This is a genomic window from Parasedimentitalea psychrophila (genome assembly GCF_030285785.1).
Lineage (GTDB): Bacteria > Pseudomonadota > Alphaproteobacteria > Rhodobacterales > Rhodobacteraceae > Parasedimentitalea > Parasedimentitalea psychrophila.
The window spans coordinates 4,399,227-4,421,389 of the sequence record NZ_CP127247.1 but is presented as its reverse complement, the minus strand read 5'-3'; the positions used below and the strand labels follow the sequence as shown (position 1 = coordinate 4,421,389).

Here is a 22,163-nt window from a genome sequence, read left to right as displayed (position 1 = left end):
TCAAAGAACCACGGCCTTCGCATTTGAGCAGAGCAAGGCCTTTGATGAGTTTGCCCGAAAGGCAGTTCATACCCCACATCAATGGCTCATTCAGATCGCAACAAATTCATGGGCCCGCCCTTTCTCCGTTTCAGTTTGTTCGTTATTCAGTCGCAGCGAATGTCGGGTCCCAACGAGTTTAAGACGTCAAGATCGTACGACTTAGAAAATCCCAAAAAACACTGACGGCCTTGGAACTCACTGAAACGGGCTTTTTGACAAAATAGATTTTGCGCGTTGGCATCAAAAGCAACGGCTTCACCACGATACCCCGAAGGTCCTCTGGCAAGGACAGAGACGTGACAATGGCATTCCCCATTCCAGCCCGAACCAGAGCAAGGATCGAATGTGTCTGTTGTATCCGGTGCTTCACGTTTGGAGTGATCGCGGCTGCTTCGAACCATTTTTCAATGACCGGCTCACTGCCCGCCAAGGTCATCACAAAGGGTGCGTCCTCCAGGTCGAGGGGCGCGATGGCGGGTTTCAACGACAGGGGTGATCCCTCCAGAACCAGCGCAACCAATTGATCGGTCGCAATTGGTATCGCGTCAAACTCATCAATCCGATCCCCAAGCACGGCAATGTCCACATTTCCGTTGACCAAATCCTTTCGCGTCCTGTCGTCCGAGCCTTCCAGAATGCTTACTGAAATGCCTGGATAACGCCTGGCAAATTTGGCCAAAAGAGCAGGCAGAATCTGCGACGAAGCTGATGGCCCAAAAGATCCGATGCGGACCGCACCTTCTTTGCCCTGCTTCAGGGTCTCCAGCCGCTCACTCAGCGTTCGGATCGAGCGATCAATCTCAGCGGCATGGGCGGCGACCAACAGGCCCTCTTCGGTCAATGTCAGCGGCCGCACACCCCGGCGCAGCAATTGCAATCCTATGGCTTTTTCGTACTTGCTGATCGACCTGCTGACCGCAGATTGGGTGACCCCCAAAGCGACAGCTGTTTGGGATACGCTGCCCGTTGTCTGGAGACTCTGCAGGGCGCGCAGCACAGGAAGAGAGGGTTCGGTCGTCATCAACTATGACTTCTAGTCATTTTGTTTTGCAGAGCAATACCAGTAGTGAATTCTATCGGTGCCAATATGAGGAATTCAAATGCAACACCCAGCCAACCCAAACATGGACATGCTTCCCGCTTCCATCACCGGACCTTCTGCATGGTTGGGCAAAGACATGGTGAACGCGCCGGACACCTGGCTTTACCATTTAACGGCAGCGGACGTCCGCGATCTCGAATCCGCCGCACAGCATTTCCAAAGCCTGGAGCTGGATGTCGGTGAAATCAGCAAAGAGACCTTTCCGCTGGCGACGTTTGGCACCCATATACAGCACCTGAAGCAACAACTTCTGACGGGCGTCGGGCTCGAAGTCTTGCGTGGGCTTCCCATCGCAGATTATTCGCAGGCGTTTGCCGCGACGATTTTTTGCGGCATCGGGGCACATGTCGGAAGCGCCCGATCGCAGAACGCAGACGGGCATATTCTGGGCCATGTTCGTGACATCGGGGCGGATGCAAACGACCCCAACAGCCGTATTTACCAGACCTGCGACCGCCAGACTTTTCACACCGATAGTGCGGACATCGTTGGTCTGCTGTGCATCCGCGGCGCCAAGGAAGGTGGGAAATCCCTGCTGGTCAGTGCGGAATCGATTTACAACCGGATGAAGCAGCAGCGTCCAGACCTGCTGGAGAAACTGTTTGATCCAATCGCAACGGATCGCCGAGGAGAAATCCCCGAAGGGGCAAAGCCCTTTATGGAAATTCCAGTTCTTAGCTGGCACGCGGGATATTTGACTGTCTTCTACCAGCGCCAATATATCGACAGCGCCCAGCGGTTTGAGGGCGCCATGAAGCTAACTCCCGAACACATCGAAGCGCTGAATATGTTTGATGCCCTGGCCAATGATCCCGCGCTTTGTTTTGGGATGCAATTAGAACCGGGTGACATGCAGTTTGTATACAACCACTCGCAGCTGCACGACCGGACCGGATTCCTCGACTGGCCAGAGCCCAGCCAGCGGCGCCACCTGATGCGTCTTTGGCTCTCAATAAAGGGCGACCGTCCATTGCCGACCTGTTTCAAAGAGCGGTATGGATCAATCGAGATCGGCAACCGTGGTGGGATCATCACCACTCAGACCAAGCTGCACGCGCCGCTCGATTAGGATCAAACGCGGGCCAGCCATGAGCTGCATGGCTGGCTGTTTTCTGGAAGCAGACCTTGGCGCAAAAATGTTCAAGGGCATCTAAGCCCGCACAGGAGGCATTGGTGCGTCGCGCAGCGAAGGGCAGCCCACCGCCCTTAGTGACGACTTGTGCCTGGTGCAGCATTGCTCGCTTAGGGCTCAAGGATGTCGTTTGATGGTGAGCATTTTGCCAGATTTTGAACCTAATATAGCTCGGTCCAAGGCCAAGGTTTGACGTCGCTTGCCGCTGTATGGAAACGGGCCGCTTTAGGCTATCCAGATGCCCGAATCGGTGCCTGAACCCGCCAGTCGTCCGTTCGGGTGTTTGTTGTTAACAAGCATGATAACAAATCGCTATTTGATTAAGGAGCACTCAACTGAGGAGCGGATATCCTAACAATAAAAGTCATCCCGTGTTGCCCGATTTATCTCGGGAATAAATTTTCTGTTCGGCGTGAAAAACCGTTTCAGAACGAAGGGAAAATAAAAGATCAAGAACAGCGATGGGGTTAATGAAATCGAACTATGCTGAGTTGCATTCCAAGTTCTGTCTACTATCTCGCTCCCGCGACCAAAATACGACCAACTCAATTAACTCATCTTTTCTAACCGGCTTGCTAATGTATCCATCCATCCCTTGCTCTAAGAACTTCTCCCTGTCACCTTTCATGGCATGGGCGGTCAAGGCAATAATCGGGCAGGCGTTCATTCCGTTTTCTGCCTCAAAGGACCGGATTTCCATAGTTGCCTCAATGCCAGTCAACTTGGGCATCGAAATGTCCATAAATACAAGTCCGGGAATGTGGTTGATAAACTGTTGCACCGCCTCGCTGCCATCTTGTGCGAAAATGACTTCCGTGCCTGTTGTTTTAAGCATTTTCTGGACAATTAGCCTGTTGGTTTTATTGTCATCTGCGATCAGAACTTTGAGGGGCGCTTTGGTCAGTTCTGGGTTGATCCGATCAATCAAATTGTTCTCAGTCACCTGAAGTGAGGATTCTGCATTTTTGGATGTTTTCAAAAGGCATCTGAACGTGAATGTTGAACCCTTTCCAACTTCTGAGCGAACTTGAATGTCGCCGCCCATCATGCTCGCCAAGTCAGAGGCAATTGTAAGGCCCAATCCGGTTCCTCCAAACTTGCGGTTGCTACTGGCATTCACCTGCGAGAACCCTTCAAATATTTTTGCAAGTTTGCTTTCTGGAATGCCTATACCGGTGTCCTGTACAGCGATTTCCACCGATGAGACGCCGTGTGCGGAGGATCCTGACACCACAACACGAATGCTGCCGTTCATAGTGAATTTTTCCGAGTTTCCAATTAGGTTTGTAATGATTTGCCGGATACGTCCTTCGTCTCCAACCAAGACCTTCGGCATGTCAGGACTGTAGTCCATCACCAAGTTCAGGTTCTTGCCAGAGGCTTTCTGAGACAGAAGTTTCAGGATGCTCTGTACAAGGTTTTCCAGATTAAATGGCTCTTCATCCAAAAGGATTTTTCCAGCTTCAATTTTGGAAAAATCTAAGATGTCATTGATGATGACCAGCAACGCTTCCCCAGATTCTGAAATCGTGCGAACGAACAACTGCTGCTCTTTGTCCAGATTGGTTTCCTCTAGCAGCGATGCCATGCCCAGCACCCCATTCATTGGAGTACGGATTTCGTGGCTCATTGTTGCCAAGAATTCGGACTTGGCTTTTGTGCCTGCCTCTGCCTCCTGAGTGCGATCTCTGACTCTCTCCTCCAGCGTCTCGGTCAGTTTCCGAAGGTCCTGGTTGGACTTATCAAGGTTCATCAGCATACTGGAAAATGACTGTGCAAGACGACCTACTTCACCTTTTCCACAATCTGGAACTTCACGATCACTGCTTCCTTCCTTTACCCTGACCGCAAAATCAGTCAGTTTATTGATCGGTCGGGTGATTTGCCTAGCCACTGCAATTGCGATAAATGAGGTGATGAGGACGAAGAGAGCTGACAGCATAAGTGTCTGCTGTATTTGTCCAATCATTCGTGCATTTAGCTCTGCAGTCGAAAAATCAAGATAGACGAAGCCGAGCACAACTCCCTCGGTCAGTAAGATTGGCCCCCCGACCAAAATTCTTTCGTCTTGGTGTTGTGCTGACCAGGCTTTTTCCGTCAGGACGCGATTTGCGAACGGGTCCACAATCCGGATACCACGAAGGGGATTTTCCTCCGTCCCATCGGTCAGCACCAGACCTTCAGCATCCAAAATGAAGGCCGTCTTGGCGTCATTGTTTGTCAAAACGGAGGTCACCTGCTGCCGCAGGAGTTTGATATCCAAATCATAAACCGATTCCACTACGGCTTCACCTAGAGTTCTGGCCAGAGCTGTTACCTTTCTTTCGAATGCGGCAAGCGAATTTTTGTGGTCCAACGCAATCGAAATCGTGGATAAGCCCCCAGCAACAGCGAGGACGACCAGAATGGTGTAGGCAACAAGTTTTGTCCGAAGTTCAAACAACTTATTCCTCGCCTACCAGGGCCAAAACGGGGATCTGGAAAAGATCCAAAAGCGCCATCGTTTCCTTTGGAATTGGGTCAAATTTGGTCGTGTTTTCAAAGCTATCCAGTACACTCTGCCCATCTTCGCTATCTTGCATGGTGAACAATACGGCCTCGATGGCAGAGGATAAAGGCCCCGAAATTTCAGAGGAAATGCTAACCGAATGGCGAGGAATGCCTGCGGTTTTCAGAATTATTTTCAGCTCTTTCCAGTTGGTCGCGACCCGATTTTCGAAATTGGCCATAGACATGGCACCAGCATCGACACGGCCGCGTAAAACCCACTCCATCGTGCTTTCATCATCTCCAGAGAACACATATCCAGCCTGCTTTGTGGGTACATTGGATTGGAGATTCAGCAATTGCGTCAATGGTACTCCCATCCTCTCCATGGTTATTCGTGGAAGCAAATGCCCGCTTGATGAGTAGCTCTCTTCAAATGCGACAATGCGACCGGTAAGGTCATGAACCGAATCTATATCACTGTCTTGTCGAACGAAAACAACGGAATGGTATTGTGCGATACCCTTTTTCCACCTTCGGGCTAACAACCGGCATCCTGTTTTCCCAATGATGGCCAGTGCGACCAAAGGACTGTCAACAAAGAGATCAACCTCTCCCTTGTTAATGAGGCTGGCCATGTGGTCGATGTCCCGTGCAATTACAACTTTTCCGTCGTCGATCCCGAATGTTTCCAACTGTTTAGCTAGGTACTTGGCAAAAGGCAGAAATGCCCGAATTTCTTTGACCGGCTCGTCGCTAATCGTGCCTATGACTAGCGGCCTTGCAAGGGCGGTATTGCCTGATAACAAGCTGATACATAAGCACAATTTTAGAATGAAGCACCTAACAGTCATCTCTGTGGCCTCTCAACAAGCAATAGGTTCGTAACGTAGGGGTTCTGGCACCTACTGGCATCTGCCCATGGAATATTTAAAGGGGGCCATAAGCACAATCGCTGACAACATCCTGATAGGCTTGTTTCCATCTTCACAAACTCGCAACTCTGAACTGCCGCCTACCATAGAATGTACTAAAGGTACGTGAAGGAAACTGAAGAACAATATTGATACTTGGGGGGCCGTTGAACTCGAAATCATTTTCGAAGTGTCACGAACATTAGATGACACGCTCATTTAATTTGATAAAATCAAGGCTTTGAGGATTTCAAAGTGAAAATCCGGTGACCCGGATGTTGGCTCAAATCCTTGTTTCCACCACGAAATTTTGACATCCTACTGCTGAAAACACGAAGACCATCCAATTATTGGAGATCCCGTAAAATCAAAGGATAGCGGTAACCGCGGCAAGCTAAGCTAAATGCTTGTAACAGGTAGAAATGGGTCAATCTCACCTGTTTGCACAGATCGCATTCATACCTAGCTGCCATTGGTGCACACCGCAGCGAACTACCGCTTTCTGCCCATACTGACGGAACTCTGCGGCAGCAGCATTGTTCGCTGACTGCGCTAGTTCGGAGTTTTCTGGGTGTCGTTCGAATGGCCGCTATTGGATGACAGTGTTAGAATTTAGTGCCGTGCTCGGATCCCAGATGGGAGCACCAGGTGTCGGTTTTCCCCAAAAACGCTTCCCACTTCCAGCACGTAAGGGAACTTTTAAAATACCTCTATGGCATTGAATTTTTTAGACTAATCCCTATCTTGGAAGCCGTGAACAAACTTGGCGCAGGATTTCCCAGTACCGACCCTTAGAATAAGCGCGCTTGCCGGGGTGCCGAGACGGTTACAATGGCCGATCAACCTTATTTATAAGGCTCGCAGAGAGGTCAGAATAATTTGCAAAGATAGGTGTCCCAATATCGGTCAAACGGCGTTAAAGGCCCGTTTTAAGCTGTTTTGAAGGACATTCACCAAACCTGCCCGGGATGCGGTTCACCGTCACAAAACCCCTTGTTTGCAAGATTTATCCGGGCTCTTCCGGCATCCTCCGGGCTCTTCCGGTTACTGCAATAATAAGTGTCCAACAACACTCGTTTTTGGATATTGGGCACCTTAGCGGCGATTTTGACAGAGGTCACTACCAGTGCGTTGGAAGCACGTCAAAATCTCAAACCGAAATTGCGCGGCCTTTCTGGACGATGGGCCCTGGGCGGCTGACCGTGGGGGGGCCTAACTTCAAATTCCAACGGTACCACATCGGCGTTTTGGGACACAGATATTTGCAGTAGCCAATCGGGTGGCGGCTCAAATCGTTTTAATCGGCTTTCTGACAACCTCCTTGAACGGTGTTTGAACGGTGTTTAAAACCCGTTCTATAGTTCCGTCTTCAACGCTTTAAACACGCGTGCGGCCGCCATTGGGACCAAACGGTTATCCGTCATTTGTGACGGAATGTGCCAGATGCAGCAATCGGGTCACTTCCCGCCCGCGGTATTGTCAAGAACTGCCCTTACTGGCCGTTGGACCTCTCCGCAGCGAATTCACACTCTCAGCCCTTTTACGACCTTGGTGCGCAGTGCAGCATCCAACACTAAGGGCGGATAACCGATCTTCGCTGCCGTCGCGAACCAATCAGGTGCAACTTCCGGAAGCGGGCCTTCGACTGGCAGCGAATTTGCGTTTCTGTTCTGGGTCTCAGAAGCCTGCGCAGATACCTGATTACCCTTTTCTGAAGTCCGCCAATGACTAGATTTTTTGACCAAGGATTGGGTCGGCGATCAACACCGCCGACCAACCAGTATTGAAATTAAAGCCCTGAAATATCTACGTAAATCTGATAGTCTGCGACTTTACCGTCGCGTAGCTGCAATCGTGTAGCAAAGGGCACCTCATGCCCGCTTTGGTCTTTCCGCGTGTAGTGTACTGACCCGGTGCAAAACACTGTTTCACCTTCGGACAAGATATCGGTGATAGTGTGCCGCATGGCTGAGATTGTTTCAAAGAAGGCCTCGTTTGCTTCTTTGACAGGATCTCGGCCGACCAGAGCGTCGAAATTACCTAAGCGAAAGTTTACGTCTTCAGTAACGTAGCTGACTATGCTTGTGGCATTCATCGCATCGACAGCTGAATAAAGGCCTGCAATCAGCTTCATGTGAGGGGTGGTGTTTGTTGCAGTGATTTGCATGGATCTTCTCCTTTTGGTGGACGGGGTGTAGGTTGGTTGATGCCCAGGGTGCACTGGCTCAGGCCCGGATGCCTGCTATCCACCTGGTGGCCAGGCTCCGAAGCATAAACCATAGCTGCCCGGGGCTTTTGATTTGGCCGTTCGAAATACCTAGCCCCAGAAATATTACGGCGAGAGAGAGCAGGAGTGCGGGCCGAATAGTCTCGCCAAAGACAAGCGCGCCCATGGCAATTCCAGAAAGAGTGGCAAAGTAGCCGACCTGTGCAAAGCCAATGCCATCGGTCCGGCGCTGAACCTCGAAAGTCAGAACATAGGTGACAGCAGTGATCAGCCCGACGCCAAGAATGGCGGCTTCAGGACCAAAGGCGATGCTGGATACCGGTTGCGCCGCGCTCGACAACGCCAGCACCGGCCAGATCAACACGAGCTGCGACAACAGCGCCCCGGTAGCCATCATCATCGGATCACCCTTCGGCGGATAGGCTCGGCTACGAAAGACGTTGCCCGAAGCAAGTAGCAGCGGTCCGCCGACCGCCAAGATAATCCAGACCGTCGCAGTACTGTCGAAGTTAAAGCCTTTCATTGTCGCAATGCTAACACCAGAAAGTCCGACAAGGATTCCGACCAGACGATGGAAAGGCAGCATGCGCCTCTCCGCCGCAGCGGTGATGGCAAAGGTGAACAGCGGTGAAAGCGTCACAAGCGCCGAATAGAAGCCTGTGGAGACATGGCTGAGCACGGTGTAGCCAATCAGAGCCGGTCCACTGACACCCAAGATACCTGCGCCCAAGTAATAAAAGACGTGCTGGCGCGTCAGCGGCAAGCGCCGCCCGGTTGCAATGCCAACCACAAGCAGCAAAAGACCCGCCACCAAGAGCTGTCGGAAAAGCGCGAGCAAGGGTGGCACCCCGGCCATGGCGGCAATCTTGGAGAGCGTGAAGCTAACGCCCACCAGCACCCCAATCGTGATGATCAATAGTATTGGCGGCAGATTTTTGAAAGCAGTGGGCATCAGGATGCTCCTTTCGTCGGGATCGCCATGACCTGCAATTCTGGTCCGATGGAAATAATACCCGTTGGGTTGATGTGGCGGTGGCTCTGGAAATAGTGGGCGCGGATGTGCGGCATATTGATTGTCGGTGCCACGCCCGGATACTGCAGGACATCCGCAAGATACCGGCTCAACGCGGGATAGTCGGCGATCCGCTTTCGGTCCGTTTTGAAGTGGGTGACATAGACCGGATCAAACCGTAAAAGCGTCGGAAACAGCTTTAGATCAACCTCGGTGAGGGTCGAGCCCGCCAGATAGCGCCGCTGTCCCAGTAAGGATTCGATGTCGTCGAGTGCATCAAACAGAGCGATGACAGCAGAACAATATGCAGTTTGCGACGTTGCAAATCCGGCGCGATAAGCGCCATCGCGGATTGGCGTCTGAATCATTGAGTCGATCAGGTCGATCTCATCCGCAAGTGCGGTTGGGTAGAGGTCTGGCCCTGTTGCGTCGACGTCGGTGAACGCGGAATTGAGCATCCGCATGATGTCGGCAGATTCCGTACTGATAATTTCGCTCGTGGATTTATCAAGCAGAACCGGCACCGAGATTGGACCGGTGTAATCAGGCGCAGCACGCTGATAGGCCTGATACAGAAAATGGTCGCGCGGCACGCCATCGTTCCCGTCAAAGGCTGACTGGTCGATCACCCAACCATCCTCGGACGAAATCGGATACATCCAGGTAATACTGATCGCTTCGGCGAGGCCTTTCAGGATCAGGACTAGTTCAACTCCGTGGCACCATGGGCAGGCTTTCGAAAGGTAAAGGTGATAGCGGTCCAATGCCGCCGGATGTTTTGAACCGGGATTGGCATCAATTTGATTGCGAAAGCCGCTAGGCATCCTGTGGAACTGCCCGTCGATTTGGGCGGGCTTGTCACGAAGTACTCCGTTGATCAGCATCTTGGGCATCTGAACCTCTTTCAATGTTCTGCAACTAAATTACGAGGTTTCCCGATGCGTGATAATCCGCTAAGTCTGAAACCAACCGATGAGAAAAACTCACCAATGCGAGATCAAATTGACTGAAATTAGCGCCATCCCCGTGTTCGTGGCGGTCGCAGAGACCGGTGGCTTTGCTTCAGCAGCGCGTCAGCTTGGGATCACAAAGTCTGCAGTCAGTAAGCGTATCTCGGCTTTGGAAGCCAGGTTGGGAACTCAGTTATTTCATCGCTCTACGCGCAGCATTTCCTTGACCGAGACGGGTGAAATTTATTTGGCACATGCGGCGCAAGCCCTTGGCGCTGCGCGCGAGGCTGAGGACGCGGTGGCGGCATTGCAGGGCAAGCCGGTCGGGCACCTCAAGATTAGTGCCCCAATGTCATTCGGGCGCTTGCACATTGCTCCATTGGTTGCAGGTTTTCTGACGGATCATCCGGGTATTACGCTCGAAATTACAATGGATGATCGGATCGTTGATCTGGTCGAAGCGGGCTACGACATGGCAATCCGTGCGGGCACTATGCCAGACTCAACGCTGATCATCCGTCGACTGGCCCCGATCTACAGCGTGATTGTCGCCGCTCCGTCCTATCTCGTCAAATATGGAGAGCCGACGCAACCTGACAGTCTGACAAACCACAATTGCCTGCATTACGCCTATTCCCGCGATCCACTGGATTGGGTATTCCTTGGTCCCGACGGTGAAATCCGCGTCCGGACAACCGGCTCCCTACGCATCAACAACAGCGAAGCGCTATGTACCGCATTGGTTGATGGTTTGGGGGTCGGGCGGTTGCCGACATTCATTGCCGGTGCGTTTATTGCTGCGGGTAGTTTGGTGCGGTTGCTGCCCACCCACCCGATGCCGAAGCAAGCACTATTCGCGGTATTTCCGGAACGGCGTCACATGCCAGCGAAAGTCCGTATTTTCGTGGACTATCTCATCAACCAGATTGGCAGCACCACGCCATACTGGGACTGTGAAGTAGGTCTGTTGGATATGTGAGGGAAAGCTGGCGCCACAAGCTACCGAATATTTAAGTTTGCTCGTCATCCCTTGCTAGCGCACTATTTTTCCTAGCGGACTGCTACCAGCTCCAGGCAAAGACCTATCGTCCAACGGTAGGGCGGGGCCGCAGCTTCAGAAAATGGCGCAGCTGCTATGAGAGTCCGCATTTGTTCGCTCTACCGCTAATCCCACTGTCCAAATGCAGCGCTTCTTGTGAATGTCAGCAATGCGAAAGGTGTCTGACGTCAGCGCCTATGGGTCCAAATAGCGTTATTTGATAAGAGAGTGTTTCTGGCTCATCGTAACCATTGAGGAGTGGAACATGAGACATACAACTGGAACAGGCAAAAGCCCTGGCGAGAAGATCGTCAAAGATATCAAGCGGGCCACCCCTGCCCGGCAGCACATGCGCAGCATGTGTGAGAGGGGCGCAAGCATTACTCATCCGAAGAGAAGATCAGGATCGTCCTGGATGGCCTTCGTGGCGAAGACAGCATTGCTGAGCTGTGCCGTCGTGAGGGCATTTCCCAAGGCATCTACTACAAATGGTCGAAAGACTTCATGGAAGCTGGCAAGAAGCGGCTGGCTGGCGATACTGCACGCGCTGCAAACACCGACGAAGTGAAGGATCTGCGCCGTGAAGCGCGTGATCTGAAGGAAGTTGTGGCGGAACAAACGCTCGAACTCCGTTTGCTTAAAAAAAGCATGTTCGACGGTGGGGACGGCCGCGAATGAGATACCTGTCACCCGGCAGGCGATTGCGTAGCAATCTGCCGAAAGGGGGCATCTGAGAAGTTAGAGATCATCAGGCTGGTTGAGGGATCGCATCTGTCGGCCCGCCTGACATTGGCCAAGTTGGGCATCCCACGCACCACTTTCTATCGTTGGTATGATAGGTATTTGCAGCGCGGCGAAGCTGGACTGCAGGATCAATCGCCGAAGCCCAAACTCGTCTGGAACCGTATTCCGGACGCGATACGGCGCAAGGTCGTGAAGTTGGCGCTGAACGAGACCGAGTTGTCGCCACGTGAACTGGCAGTGACGTTCACGGATCGAGAAAGCTATTTCGTATCAGAGGCTTCGACGTATCGGATCTTGAAGGCGCACGATCTGATCACCAGCCCCGCCTTCATCGTTATAAAGGCGGCGAGCGAGTTCAAAGACAAAACCACAGCCATCAACCAGTTGTGGCAGACGGACTTCACATATCTGAAGATCATCGGCTGGGGTTGGTTTTATCTCAGCACGATCTTGGACGATTACAGCCGGTACATCATCTCATGGAAGCTTTGCACGAACATGAGAACACAAGACGTCACTGATACGTTGGACTTGGCTTTGGAAGCATCGGGATGTGACCAAGTTCATGTCGTCCACAAGCCACGCCTGCTGAGTGATAACGGTTCCAGCTACGTCTCAGGGGAACTGGCGGAATGGCTGCAAGACAAGGGCATGAAGCACAGCCGTGGCGCGCCGTATCACCCGCAAACCCAAGGTAAGATCGAGCGGTGGCATCAAACCTTGAAGAACCGCATCTTGTTAGAGCACTACTTCCTGCCCGGTGATCTCGAAGCCCAGATCGAAGCCTTCGTCGATCACTACAATCATCACCGCTACCACGAGAGCCTGAACAACGTCACACCCGCCGACGTCTACTTCGGACGCGACAAAGCCATTCTACAACAAAGGGAAAGGATCAAACGTAAGACGCTCGAAACGCGGCGCTTGCATCACAGACAACGCGCCGCATAATGAAGCCAACCAGATGAGCCGAACTCTCTAGTAGTTTAACCCGCCATTGGTTCCAAAAACCCTGACGACGGACACCGGGAACGGCGATATGGACACGGAAAGCGCGGGCTTTACTGGTCGAAGGGGCGAACAGGTTGCGCCACCAGATTACCAACAATCTGGCCGTGGCGATCTGAGGTTTAATGACCAGGAGTTCACGATGATCTACCGGTTTGAAATCGGCGTTTCTACGGGTAAGGGTCTGATCGCAATAGAGGGAGAAGATAATGACAACATTGCATTTTCCAACTCATGGCTAGGGCAGCAACAGTTGAACTCTGACCTGTGCGGTTTGGTTCGGGTTGAAGGCGACAGCATGGTGCCTACAATTCCCGATGGGTCGCTGGCATTAGTTCATGCACCAGAGATGTATGCGCTGCATGAAGGCATATATGCCTTTAGCCGCAACGGGGAAGCATTCATCAAGCGTTTGATCCCGTCTGATTTCGATGAGGAAGGGCGACCGCGCACCATTGCGATTGTGGCAGACAACCGCTCCTATCCAGTTCAGGTTGTTTCAAATGAAGAATTACTTACCATACGCATCGCTGGCCGCATCCGGGCTGTCATAAGCATATTCTGACACTAAAACCCCGGAAATCACTCTCAAGTCCCAGCGCCAATTTTCTGTCACGCAAATCATCTATGTTATTGAAAAGTAAGGTGTATGCCCTTTCTTGAAAGAGAGGAGCGAACTTGAATCGGCTCGTTCAAGTTCGCAGCCTTGATTTGCCGCCAATTCCGCGCGTTCACCTAGATACCAACCCCATATTTGCCTTATTTGAAAGGGCTTTACGCCGCCAATTCGGATTCAGTTTTGATCCCAATGTCCCAGCGAGAACCTGTAGAGGTTTTAGGGCGCGTCGTGTGGTCAGAAAGTGCCGTCACAATTGAAAAGTAGAAACCGAGATAAGTAGAAGGCGATACCGGGCCGCTTCACTGCTGCTCCCGCGTGGGGAAATCGAACTCAATCTCGTCGAACGACGAGTACAGGCCCTTGACGGATCCCATTAGCCCTCCGAAACCAACATTGATCAAATACCATACGCCATCGTCGAGTAGAGCCAGGTAAGGCGCGGATATCTTCTGTCGGTCGTCGCTTTCTAGCACAATGACGGTTGCCGACGGGAGGAGCCACGTATCGGCCGAGGGCAGTTTTGTTGTTGATATGCTGGCGCGCTTGCTGAAGGGATTGTCATCATGATCCCGGTGCCGAGCAATACGCGGGTCTGGATTGCAGCTGGCGTAACGGACATGCGGCGTGGATTCAATACGCTGGCAGCAAAGGCCGAACAGGTTCTGACGGAGGATCCGTTCTCCGGTCATCTGTTTGTGTTTCGGGGACGGCGTGGCGATCTGCTCAAGATCATATGGTGGGACAGCCAAGGCGCCTGTTTTCCAAGCGACTTGAACATGGCCGGTTTGTTTGGCCTGTGGCAAAAGACGGCAAGATCAGCCTGACCTCGGCGCAACTGGCGATGCTGCTGGTAGGCATCGACTGGCGCATTCCAAAGCGGACATGGCGACCTTTGCAGGCGGGATAATCAAGTGCAATTATCAAGTAATACGGGCGAATATGGATTCCCATTTCGGGCGCGTTTCTGTATAGAATGGCCATGCTGAACGCCCTTGACAACTTGCCTGAAGACCCCGCCGAACTACGGCAGGTGAGAGAGCTTTTGGCGGCCGAAGTAAAGGCGTTGACCCTGAAGGTTGAGCAACTTCAGCACCAGTAGCACGGAGCTAACCGGCATCGTTTTGGGTCAAAATCCGAGGGCATGGATCAACTGCAATTGTTCGCCGAGAATGAAGAGATCGCAAAAGCGGCTACCGAGGTTGAACAAACCGCGCTCGCTGCCCCCGTTGAGCCAAAGGCAAAGCCCAAACGCAAGCCGTTGCCAGAACACCTTGAACGTATTGAACAGGTTTTGTCTGTTGGTGAGGATTGCCCTGAATGTGGTGGTGACGTTTCAAAACTGGGCGAAGACATAACAGAAGAACTGGAATACATTCCGGGCCGCTATGCCCTCGCGTCCGATCGAACGTGGCAGACCCGGGCCAGGTTTGTTGGCGCACGTTTTGGTCAGCAAGTATGCAGATCACTTACCGCTTTACCGCCAGTCACAAATCTATGCCCGCGAAGGTGTCGATCTGGACCGTTCGACAATGGCGGATTGGGTGGGGAAATCCACAGCCCTGCTGGAACCATTGGCTGATGCCATCGCAAAACGGGTCAAGGATGGCACATCCCTGTTTGCGGATGATGCGCCGCTTAAAATGCTCGCTCCAGGCAACAAAAAGACCAAAACCGCCCGCATCTGGGCCTATGTCAGAGACGAGAGGCCATGGTCCGACCAATCTCCGCCCTGCGTCTGGTATCAGTTTACAGTCGACCGTAAAGGCGAGCACCCAGTCAAATGTTTATCCGGTTATCAAGGCTGGGTGCATGCGGATGGTTATGCTGGGTTCAATGGTGTGTTTGGTGAAGGCAAAGTCTCGGAAGTGGCCTGCATGGCCCATATCAGGCGCAAATTTGTGGATGTGTTTACCGCGCAAGGTTCTGCCATCGCCGAAGAAGCCATCAAGCGGATTGCACGATTGTATGGCGTGGAAAAGCAGGCGCGGGGCCTATCCCCCGAGGCCCGTGATGCTCTACGTCAAGAAAATGCAAAACCTATCTTCGATGATCTGGAAGATTGGCTGCACGCCCAGTTGCCTAAAATATCAGGCAAATCGCCACTGGCCAAAGCCATTCGATACGCCTTGAACCGCATGCCCAAAACACGGCCTTACCTCGACAATGGTTTTCTGGAACTGGATAATAATACTGCTGAACGCGCCATGAAGCCCATCGCCATCGGACGTAAAAACTGGATGTTTTCTGGTTCACAACGCGGTGGTAATTCTATGGCTATCGCCTTCACCCTGATTGAAACCGCCAAGCTGAACAAGGTCGATCCACAGGCATGGCTCACATGGGTTCTGGAACGTATCGCTGACCACAAAATCAACAGGCTAGACGAGTTGATGCCGTGGAATTATAGTCCAAAGACGTAGGCAACGGACGCTTACGATCAATCCGGCGTAGGTTGTTGTGAACACCTTGAACACCTCGAACCCCTCTGCCTCGACGCCTTCCGCCGCCGCACGCGACACCAGCAACCCAAGCATCTGTGCGTCCAGCATACGCTTGTGCGCGGCCCGGTTGCGTTGGGGCTCCAGATTGCCGCGTTCGGCGATCGCTAAAGGCTGCATTCGTCAGAGTGGTTGGAGGCTATATCCATCCTACTAAACCGCAAATCGTTGGACACGGCAGAAAACAAGGGTCACCCACTGCCAGATCGCCGGGGAGAAGGGTCAACAAGCATCTGAATTTCACGCCCAGAGACGTGAAAAACTCCGTCGGCCTGAATGCGTTTGAACAGGCGTGACACGGTTTCAGTTTGCACCCCAATCAGGTCGGCCAAGTCAGAGCGTGACAGTGGCAATTGCATGTGCAGGCACTCTACGGATTGTTCACCATGCGCCTTCATCAACCGCAACAAAATGTCGATCAGCCTTTGTTTGCTGGATGTTGTCGCGGCGGCGATGATCCGGTCGTGGTTGCGATCGATTTCCGAAATGCAGCGCGAGGCCAGCCGTGCCAGGATTGACGGATTTCCTTGCACCACCTGCTGTGCATCACGCCTCGCAACGGTGCACACGCGAGAGGCCAAGAGTGCACGCGCTTCAGTTCGGTGTGGGCGGTTTTCGAGAAAAGACCGAAAGCCGATGATGTCGCCGGGATAGGCCAGCCGGAGCAAGGTTGACGAACCATTTTGGTGATATGTGCGAAGCGCGACCAAACCTTTGGACAAACAGAACACCCCCCGGTTTTCATCCTCCTGATAGTAGAGGGATTGCCCTTTGCTTAGATCCTTGCGCGAATAGCCACGGGACAGGACGGAAACTGAGCAGGAGGCAACGGGTTGCCAGACGCTGTCGTTATAAAAATCGCAGGCCCCGCAAGGGTGTATTGGGTTTGATGGGTCCGACATCTCGTTCCTCGTTGAGGTAACATGAGCCTGAATAGACGCTTTTTCCTGCGACGTGTTTGATATTGGACAATAACGCCTGCTGTTTTGGCCTTGAATCCGCAGTAAAGGATCTATCGTAGCAAAAATTGATGATCGTCAATTACAAACCAAAGATGACAAAGGAGAAATCGTGCAACTCTGACCAATTATCACTGTTGTGGGGCCCGAATTGCTAGACGAGAAACCTGTGCCGCCAATGGATGTGCCGCCTAAACCTGTTGCCCGGCAGGGTAGAGTTTCGCTATGGACTTATTTCCGGCTGTTCAAAAAGGACATTCTGTCGGCCCAGCCCGCACATTTGTACCGCGCTTGGATGGCCGAGATGCGCACTCCATTTTTCAGGTCATACCTGTGCAATGATCCCGATCTTGTTGATCTGGTTTTGAAAAAACGCCCAAAAGACTTTCCCAAGTCTGAGCGGATCCGGGTCGGATTGAAACCGCTTTTGGGCGAGTCCGTCTTTATCTCGAACGGTGAAACATGGGCCCGTCAACGTCGCATCATTGACCCGGCGTTTGAGGGCGGGCGATTGCGAACCGTGTTCCCGTCGATGTGGGACTGTGGCAATGCGGCAGTCGAACGCCTGAAACCGATGGCGGATGGCTCTCCTGTCGAGATCGAGGCCCAGACCAGCCATCTGGCGATGGATGTGATTTTCCGCACCTTGTTTTCGGTCCCAATCGACCATGAAATTGCCAATGCGGCGTTTGAGACCTTTCGTGAACATCAGGCGGCGCATCCGATTGCCAATATCGCGGCTGTTTTGCCGTTGCCAAAATGGTTTCCGCGGTTTCATTCGCGCAAAACCAAGGAAACGGCCCGCACAATTCGTGGTTTGATCGGGCAGTTGACGCAACAACGCGCTGCTGCCATCGCAGACGGCACCGCGCCGGATGATCTGGCCACCAAGATCATGACCACGCCGGACCCGGAAACCGGCACGGTATTTGAAACCGAGGAAATGATTGATCAGGTCGCCATTTTCTTTCTGGCCGGTCATGAAACCTCGGCGGCGGCATTGGCCTGGGCGCTGTATCTGCTGGCCCGTTACCCCGTTTGGCAAGACAAATTGGCCGAGGAAGCTTTGGCGGAAATTGACCCTGAGAAAATCTATTTCTCGGCCCTGTCTAAACTGCGCCATTCCCGCTCTGTGTTTCGCGAGGCGATGCGGCTTTATCCGCCGGTGCCCATGTATGTCCGCGAGGCCACCTGCCCGGAACAGTTCCGAGGCCGCAAGGTCAAGCCTGGCTCACAGGTCATCATCAGCCCATGGCACCTGCATCGCCACGAGCGCCTGTGGGACAGACCTGATGAGTTTGATCCAGGTCGCTTTGATACGCCCAACGGCAAGGAGTGCCTGCGCTCGGCCTACATCCCATTTTCTGCTGGCGCCAGGGTGTGTCCAGGCTCTGCCTTTGCCATGGCCGAAGGAGTGTTGCTGTTGTCGATGCTGGTACGGGCCTATCGATTTGAGGTTGTCAAAGGTGATGACCCGATGCCCGTCGCGCATCTGACGGTGCGCTCGGCCAATGGTATTCGCCTGCGCCTCACCCCGCGCTCTGATGATAGCAATAAGGAGAACTGAATATGACATGGGCGACTGAATCCCCAACCGACAAAAATCGACTAAACCCTTGGCCCTACTGGATGACACTGACATTTGTACCCTTAGTGGTTCTGGCAGTTTTACAGGGAGGGTGGACGATATTGTTGATCCCTTTCTACGGCTGGGTGCTGATGCCATTGCTGGACATTATCATGGGCAAAGACCTGCGTAATCCCGATCCTGACACCCCTGAGGCCGAGCTTTTCTGGTTTCGCTTGCTCACCTGCATCTGGTTCCCGATTCAAATCACTCTGGTGTTTGGGTCGCTCTATTATTTGACCCGAGTTGGTCAGTATTCGACATTGGAAACCCTTGGCATCATGTTCGGCATCGGTGTCACAACCGGAACCGTCGGCATTGTCTACGCACATGAGCTGTTTCACAAACCCAACCGGATCGAGCGGGGCTTGGGCGATCTGCTGATGGCCCTGGTACTCTATGGCCATTTTCGCACCGAGCATCTGTTGGTGCATCACCCCCATGTTGGCACCTCGCGCGATACGGTGACAGCGCGCTATAACGAGGGATTCCACCGCGCCTTTGCACGCACATTGTGGACGGGTTTTGGTTCGGCCTGGCGGGCGGAAAAAGCGATGCAGGCCCGGCTCAATAGGTCGCCGTGGCATCCGGGCAATCCGATCTGGAAATATCTGGGACTGCAGGTTGTCTTCCTTGCCATCGCCTTTGCCATTGGCGGCTGGATCGGTGTGGGCCTGTTTGTGTTTCAGGCCTTTGTTGCCATCTGGCAGTTGGAATTGACCAACTATGTCGAGCACTATGGGCTGACTCGCAAACATCTGGGCGACGGCAAATACGAGCCGGTGCGGCCGCATCACTCATGGGATTCCGCTCATCGGGTCTCGGGGCTGCTGCTGATCAATCTGCAACGTCACGCTGATCATCACGCCCATCCGATGCGGCGCTTTCCGCTGTTGCAGGTCTATGATGAGAGCGAAGTGCCGCTGTTGCCGACGGGCTATCCGCCGATGACTGCACTGGCGATGATCCCGCCGCTGTGGCGCCGGGTGTTTAACCCACGTGTCCGGGCCTGGCGCAAGCAATTCTACCCCGAAATCACAGATTGGGAACCTTACAAAATGGGAACCCTGCCTAAGCCAAAGGGCGCAGGGTAACCGGCAACAGATCTAGGTCAGGCGCTTTGAAAGAGATTTCAAAGCGCCTTATCATTTGGGTCTAGCGTTCGGATATGGCGTCTTGCACCCAGTCAAATATGGCCTGCGCATCGTCCGGAAGTGCAACCGCAAGTCCGCCGGCGAATTCTTCAAACGCTGCTATACTGGCCCCACCAACGCCAACCTGTCTGACGTCAGCGCCTATGGGTCCAAATAGCGTTATTTGATAAGTGGACCTGTCCCGCTTTCGTTCCGCCCCTTGTGCTCATTTAGGCGGCGATCTTTTCAAAAGCCAAGGGACTTTTCCAGCCTAATGCCGAGTGTCTCCGGCGGGGATTATAGAACCCATTAATGTACTCGAAGATGGCGATCTCAGCAGCCCTGCGGGTTTGCCAAGAGTGCCGCCAGATCAATTCCGCTTTGATGGTTTTGAAGAAGGTTTCCATTGCGGCGTTATCATAGCAATTACCCTTGCCGCTCATGGATACCTTGAAGCCATACCGGCGCAGGATTTTCTGGTAATCCTGCGAGCAATATTGGCTGCCCCTATCAGAATGATGGATGCATCCTTTGGGCGGCCTGCGCAGGGTTATGGCCATGTTCAGCGCCCGTATGGCCAGATCGCGCTTCATCCGGTTGCTGACAGCCCAACCGACCACGCGCCTGGAGTACAGGTCCAGAACCACGGCCAGATAGAGCCAGCCCTCGCGGGTCCAGATGTAGCTGATATCAACAACCCATTTTTGATTGGGTCGATCTGCTGAGAAGTTCCGGTTCAGCAGGTTTGGCGTGATGTTGAACTTGTGATTGCTGTCCGTTGTGGCCTTGTACTTACGGGTTCTGACAACAGATATGCCGTTCTGGCGCATCAATCGGCCGACACGGCGGTGACCAATATCCAGACCAAGCTCTTTCAGTTCTTCGACCATTCTCGGTCGGCCGTAGCTCTGCAAACTCAGGCGGTGCTGCTCCCGGATGTGGGCCAACAGAACCATATCCCCACGTTGACGCTGGCAGGCAGGGCGTTTGCGCCAGGCTCGGTAGCCACGTGGGGTGACATCCACAATCCGGCAAAGTCGCTCTGTGGGAATGCTATTGCGGTGCTTTTCAACAAATGAAAACCTCATTTGCTTTGGTCCGCAAAGAAGATTGTTGCTTTTTTTAGCAGCTCCCTCTCCTCACGTAGAAGGCGGTTTTCCCGGCGAAGGCGCTCGTTCTCATTGGCCAGTTCCTGATCCTCTTTCGAAACAACGTCCGCGTCACGATAGGTTCTGATCCACTTGCACAGGGTGGACATACCAACCCCAAGATCGGAGGACGCCTGTCGGCGGGTCAGCCCGCTGGTCAGTGCGATCCGCACTGCGTCGCGTTTGAATTCTTCGGATGGTCGTGGTGCCATGGTGTATCTCCTTTGGGGCAGAATATGCTCTCAAAGGGGCGGAACAATACCGTGACAGGTCCATATCTACTGGCGCGTGTGGAAAATTTCGCCCGATTTGAGGGCGAAAACCTGTCTGCCGACCCTGTTATGGGGTATGGAAAGAGCGGTAAAGTTCCTAGTGAGATTTCCAATTTTTCACTCGCATCCGATGGCTTTATCTATGGCTACCTTCCAAAGAACGGAGGAGGCGACTTAAGTCGGTTGGGCGGGGATCGCGACGCTGACAAAGTCTCGAACGTAACCGTGCTTTTTATCAGTGGTGGTGTTTTGTGCGGATACTACAGGAATGCGACAGTTTTTGCTTCTCCAGTTCGGCACCCAGATCGCCTTAAGGCTGGCAAGGATAAGATATCCTGCCGGGTTAAGGTCGACCCAAAGGATGCATTTTTGATCCCGGTTGACAAAAGAAACGATGAATTGCAGCCCAGACCTCCAGGCATGTTCCCAGTTCTCTATGGGGATGCAGATAGTCCTTGGGTTGTTTGGTTTGAAAAGTTGGCTCAAGGACTTGAAAGCAGCATCGACTGCGAAAAGAAGCGTAGGAAATGGTCAGTAGGGGTTGAGCGCACCTCAAAGGCTCGAAAAATGGCCCTTAAGCAGTACGGGTATAAATGTGAATGCTGTGGGATTTCTCACGAGGACAAGTTTCGTGGCGCCATTTTTGAAGTTCATCATAAGGTGCCATACGCAGAGAATTTTAAGACGCGTCGTCTGGAGATTTCGGATTTGGCAGTCCTTTGCACAAATTGCAACCGAATGATTCACATGATGCCAGATCTCGCAGATATAGAAGGCCTTCGCGCTTATCTGGGGTAGAAATATACATCCATTTTTGTCGCGAGCACTGGGCTTTGTTGCACAAATCGGCTTGAGGTCAGGCTTCCCCTTGCCCCGAACGGATTTACCCTACAGCCTCGGTCTTGGGTATGCCAAGCGCCGTGAAGCCATTGAGGATCGCAGCGCGGATTTGGATCTCAGCAACCTGCCGCTCGAAGTCTCTTGCGGAGAGGCGCTGACCTAAAAGTTTCATACAATGCATCCACTGACCGGCAGGGCATCGCAACGCGATGTCCCGAGAGGTTTCGTCTCGACGCGGCTACGGCGGTGGTATCCAGTCAGTTGCTGCCACAATGCACGGCCCAGATACTTTGAGGATCGGACCGCTTTGGCTCGTGCCTTGGTCCCGGGCGTGTCAGGCTTCCATAACTTGGCGTTCTTGCGCGGCGGGATCACGGCGTGTGCATTTCGGGCTGCAATCGCATTGAAGT

14 protein-coding genes and 6 pseudogenes are annotated in these 22,163 nt (G+C 52.9%); 9 read left to right on the top strand and 11 right to left on the bottom strand.

The genetic code is table 11. The features are described 5' to 3' along the window. Positions 1-178: 178 nt before the first annotated feature. A complete protein-coding gene (locus QPJ95_RS21315; protein WP_270920923.1) occupies positions 179-1,063 on the bottom strand; it encodes a LysR family transcriptional regulator in 885 nt (294 codons plus the stop codon). Between the two features lie 79 nt (positions 1,064-1,142). Between QPJ95_RS21315 and QPJ95_RS21310 the strand changes: the two genes are divergently transcribed. Beyond that, on the top strand, positions 1,143-2,213 hold the full coding sequence (locus QPJ95_RS21310) for a TauD/TfdA family dioxygenase (protein WP_270920924.1): 1,071 nt from the start codon (positions 1,143-1,145) through the stop codon (positions 2,211-2,213). Positions 2,214-2,437: 224 nt separating this feature from the next. Here the strand turns inward: QPJ95_RS21310 and QPJ95_RS21305 are convergent. The 6 genes and pseudogenes from QPJ95_RS21305 to QPJ95_RS21280 form a co-directional block, all read right to left on the bottom strand. Beyond that, a pseudogene (locus QPJ95_RS21305) lies at positions 2,438-2,588 on the bottom strand (DUF4389 domain-containing protein); the annotation flags it as partial. Positions 2,589-2,757: 169 nt separating this feature from the next. After that, positions 2,758-4,719 carry an ATP-binding protein gene (locus QPJ95_RS21300; RefSeq protein ID WP_270920925.1) on the bottom strand — a complete coding sequence of 654 codons (1,962 nt, stop codon included), beginning with the start codon at positions 4,717-4,719 and terminating at the stop codon, positions 2,758-2,760. A gap of 1 nt (position 4,720) precedes the next feature. Then, on the bottom strand, positions 4,721-5,572 hold the full coding sequence (locus QPJ95_RS21295) for a phosphate/phosphite/phosphonate ABC transporter substrate-binding protein (RefSeq protein ID WP_270920926.1): 852 nt from the start codon (positions 5,570-5,572) through the stop codon (positions 4,721-4,723). 1,894 nt (positions 5,573-7,466) lie between these two features. Further along, positions 7,467-7,844, bottom strand: a complete 378-nt coding sequence (locus QPJ95_RS21290) for a nuclear transport factor 2 family protein (RefSeq protein WP_270920927.1) — start codon at positions 7,842-7,844, stop codon at positions 7,467-7,469. Between the two features lie 58 nt (positions 7,845-7,902). Beyond that, positions 7,903-8,820: a DMT family transporter gene (locus tag QPJ95_RS21285; RefSeq protein ID WP_286018199.1), complete on the bottom strand. Its 918-nt coding sequence runs from the start codon at positions 8,818-8,820 to the stop codon at positions 7,903-7,905. 35 nt (positions 8,821-8,855) lie between these two features. Continuing rightward, the gene (locus QPJ95_RS21280; RefSeq protein WP_270920929.1) at positions 8,856-9,809 is read right to left on the bottom strand and encodes a glutathione S-transferase family protein; all 954 of its coding nucleotides are present in this window, start codon (positions 9,807-9,809) and stop codon (positions 8,856-8,858) included. Positions 9,810-9,888: 79 nt separating this feature from the next. Here QPJ95_RS21280 and QPJ95_RS21275 point away from each other — a divergent pair, with 79 nt between their 5' ends. From QPJ95_RS21275 to tnpC, 5 genes and pseudogenes are all read left to right on the top strand, one after another. Further along, positions 9,889-10,845, top strand: a complete 957-nt coding sequence (locus QPJ95_RS21275) for a LysR family transcriptional regulator (RefSeq protein WP_270920930.1) — start codon at positions 9,889-9,891, stop codon at positions 10,843-10,845. Positions 10,846-11,170: 325 nt separating this feature from the next. Beyond that, positions 11,171-12,600, top strand: a pseudogene (locus tag QPJ95_RS21270) (IS3 family transposase). A gap of 88 nt (positions 12,601-12,688) precedes the next feature. Further along, entirely contained in the window at positions 12,689-13,222 is a 534-nt protein-coding gene (locus QPJ95_RS21265; protein WP_270921130.1) for a S24 family peptidase, read from the top strand. 617 nt (positions 13,223-13,839) lie between these two features. Then, positions 13,840-14,183, top strand: a pseudogene (gene tnpB / locus QPJ95_RS21260) (IS66 family insertion sequence element accessory protein TnpB). A 72-nt stretch (positions 14,184-14,255) separates the two neighbouring features. Beyond that, positions 14,256-15,696 (top strand): annotated as a pseudogene (tnpC, locus tag QPJ95_RS21255) (IS66 family transposase). Between the two features lie 269 nt (positions 15,697-15,965). On the opposite strand, the gene QPJ95_RS21250 reads toward tnpC, so the two are convergent. Next, positions 15,966-16,307: a Crp/Fnr family transcriptional regulator gene (locus tag QPJ95_RS21250; RefSeq protein WP_286018290.1), complete on the bottom strand. Its 342-nt coding sequence runs from the start codon at positions 16,305-16,307 to the stop codon at positions 15,966-15,968. Positions 16,308-16,361: 54 nt separating this feature from the next. Continuing rightward, a pseudogene (locus tag QPJ95_RS21245) lies at positions 16,362-16,676 on the bottom strand (Crp/Fnr family transcriptional regulator); the annotation flags it as partial. A gap of 235 nt (positions 16,677-16,911) precedes the next feature. Here QPJ95_RS21245 and QPJ95_RS21240 point away from each other — a divergent pair. Together QPJ95_RS21240 and QPJ95_RS21235 are read left to right on the top strand one after the other, a co-directional pair. Continuing rightward, positions 16,912-18,300, top strand: coding sequence for a cytochrome P450 (locus tag QPJ95_RS21240; protein WP_270921134.1), 1,389 nt, complete (start codon positions 16,912-16,914; stop codon positions 18,298-18,300). Between the two features lie 2 nt (positions 18,301-18,302). After that, positions 18,303-19,454: an alkane 1-monooxygenase gene (locus tag QPJ95_RS21235; protein WP_270921133.1), complete on the top strand. Its 1,152-nt coding sequence runs from the start codon at positions 18,303-18,305 to the stop codon at positions 19,452-19,454. A gap of 269 nt (positions 19,455-19,723) precedes the next feature. Here the strand turns inward: QPJ95_RS21235 and QPJ95_RS21230 are convergent. Next, positions 19,724-20,853 (bottom strand): IS3 family transposase gene (locus QPJ95_RS21230; protein WP_390922366.1). Its coding sequence is split into 2 segments (ribosomal slippage): positions 19,724-20,610 and positions 20,610-20,853, totalling 1,131 coding nucleotides; the frame shifts between segments, so codons are not numbered across the junction. Between the two features lie 51 nt (positions 20,854-20,904). On the opposite strand from QPJ95_RS21230, the gene QPJ95_RS21225 reads away from it, so the two are divergent. Next, complete coding sequence (locus QPJ95_RS21225; RefSeq protein WP_286018198.1) at positions 20,905-21,711, top strand: HNH endonuclease; 807 nt, start codon at positions 20,905-20,907, stop codon at positions 21,709-21,711. Between the two features lie 85 nt (positions 21,712-21,796). Here QPJ95_RS21225 and QPJ95_RS21220 read toward each other — a convergent pair. Then, a pseudogene (locus tag QPJ95_RS21220) lies at positions 21,797-22,158 on the bottom strand (hypothetical protein); the annotation flags it as partial. Positions 22,159-22,163: the final 5 nt, after the last annotated feature.

Coding starts and splice junctions, on each gene's coding strand:
- QPJ95_RS21315 (WP_270920923.1), bottom strand. CDS start 1,063: ATGACGACCGAACCCTCTCTTCCTGTGCTGCGCGCCCTGCAGAGTCTC.
- QPJ95_RS21310 (WP_270920924.1), top strand. CDS start 1,143: ATGCAACACCCAGCCAACCCAAACATGGACATGCTTCCCGCTTCCATC.
- QPJ95_RS21290 (WP_270920927.1), bottom strand. CDS start 7,844: ATGCAAATCACTGCAACAAACACCACCCCTCACATGAAGCTGATTGCA.
- QPJ95_RS21280 (WP_270920929.1), bottom strand. CDS start 9,809: ATGCCCAAGATGCTGATCAACGGAGTACTTCGTGACAAGCCCGCCCAA.
- QPJ95_RS21275 (WP_270920930.1), top strand. CDS start 9,889: ATGAGAAAAACTCACCAATGCGAGATCAAATTGACTGAAATTAGCGCC.
- QPJ95_RS21265 (WP_270921130.1), top strand. CDS start 12,689: ATGGACACGGAAAGCGCGGGCTTTACTGGTCGAAGGGGCGAACAGGTT.
- QPJ95_RS21240 (WP_270921134.1), top strand. CDS start 16,912: ATGGATGTGCCGCCTAAACCTGTTGCCCGGCAGGGTAGAGTTTCGCTA.
- QPJ95_RS21235 (WP_270921133.1), top strand. CDS start 18,303: ATGACATGGGCGACTGAATCCCCAACCGACAAAAATCGACTAAACCCT.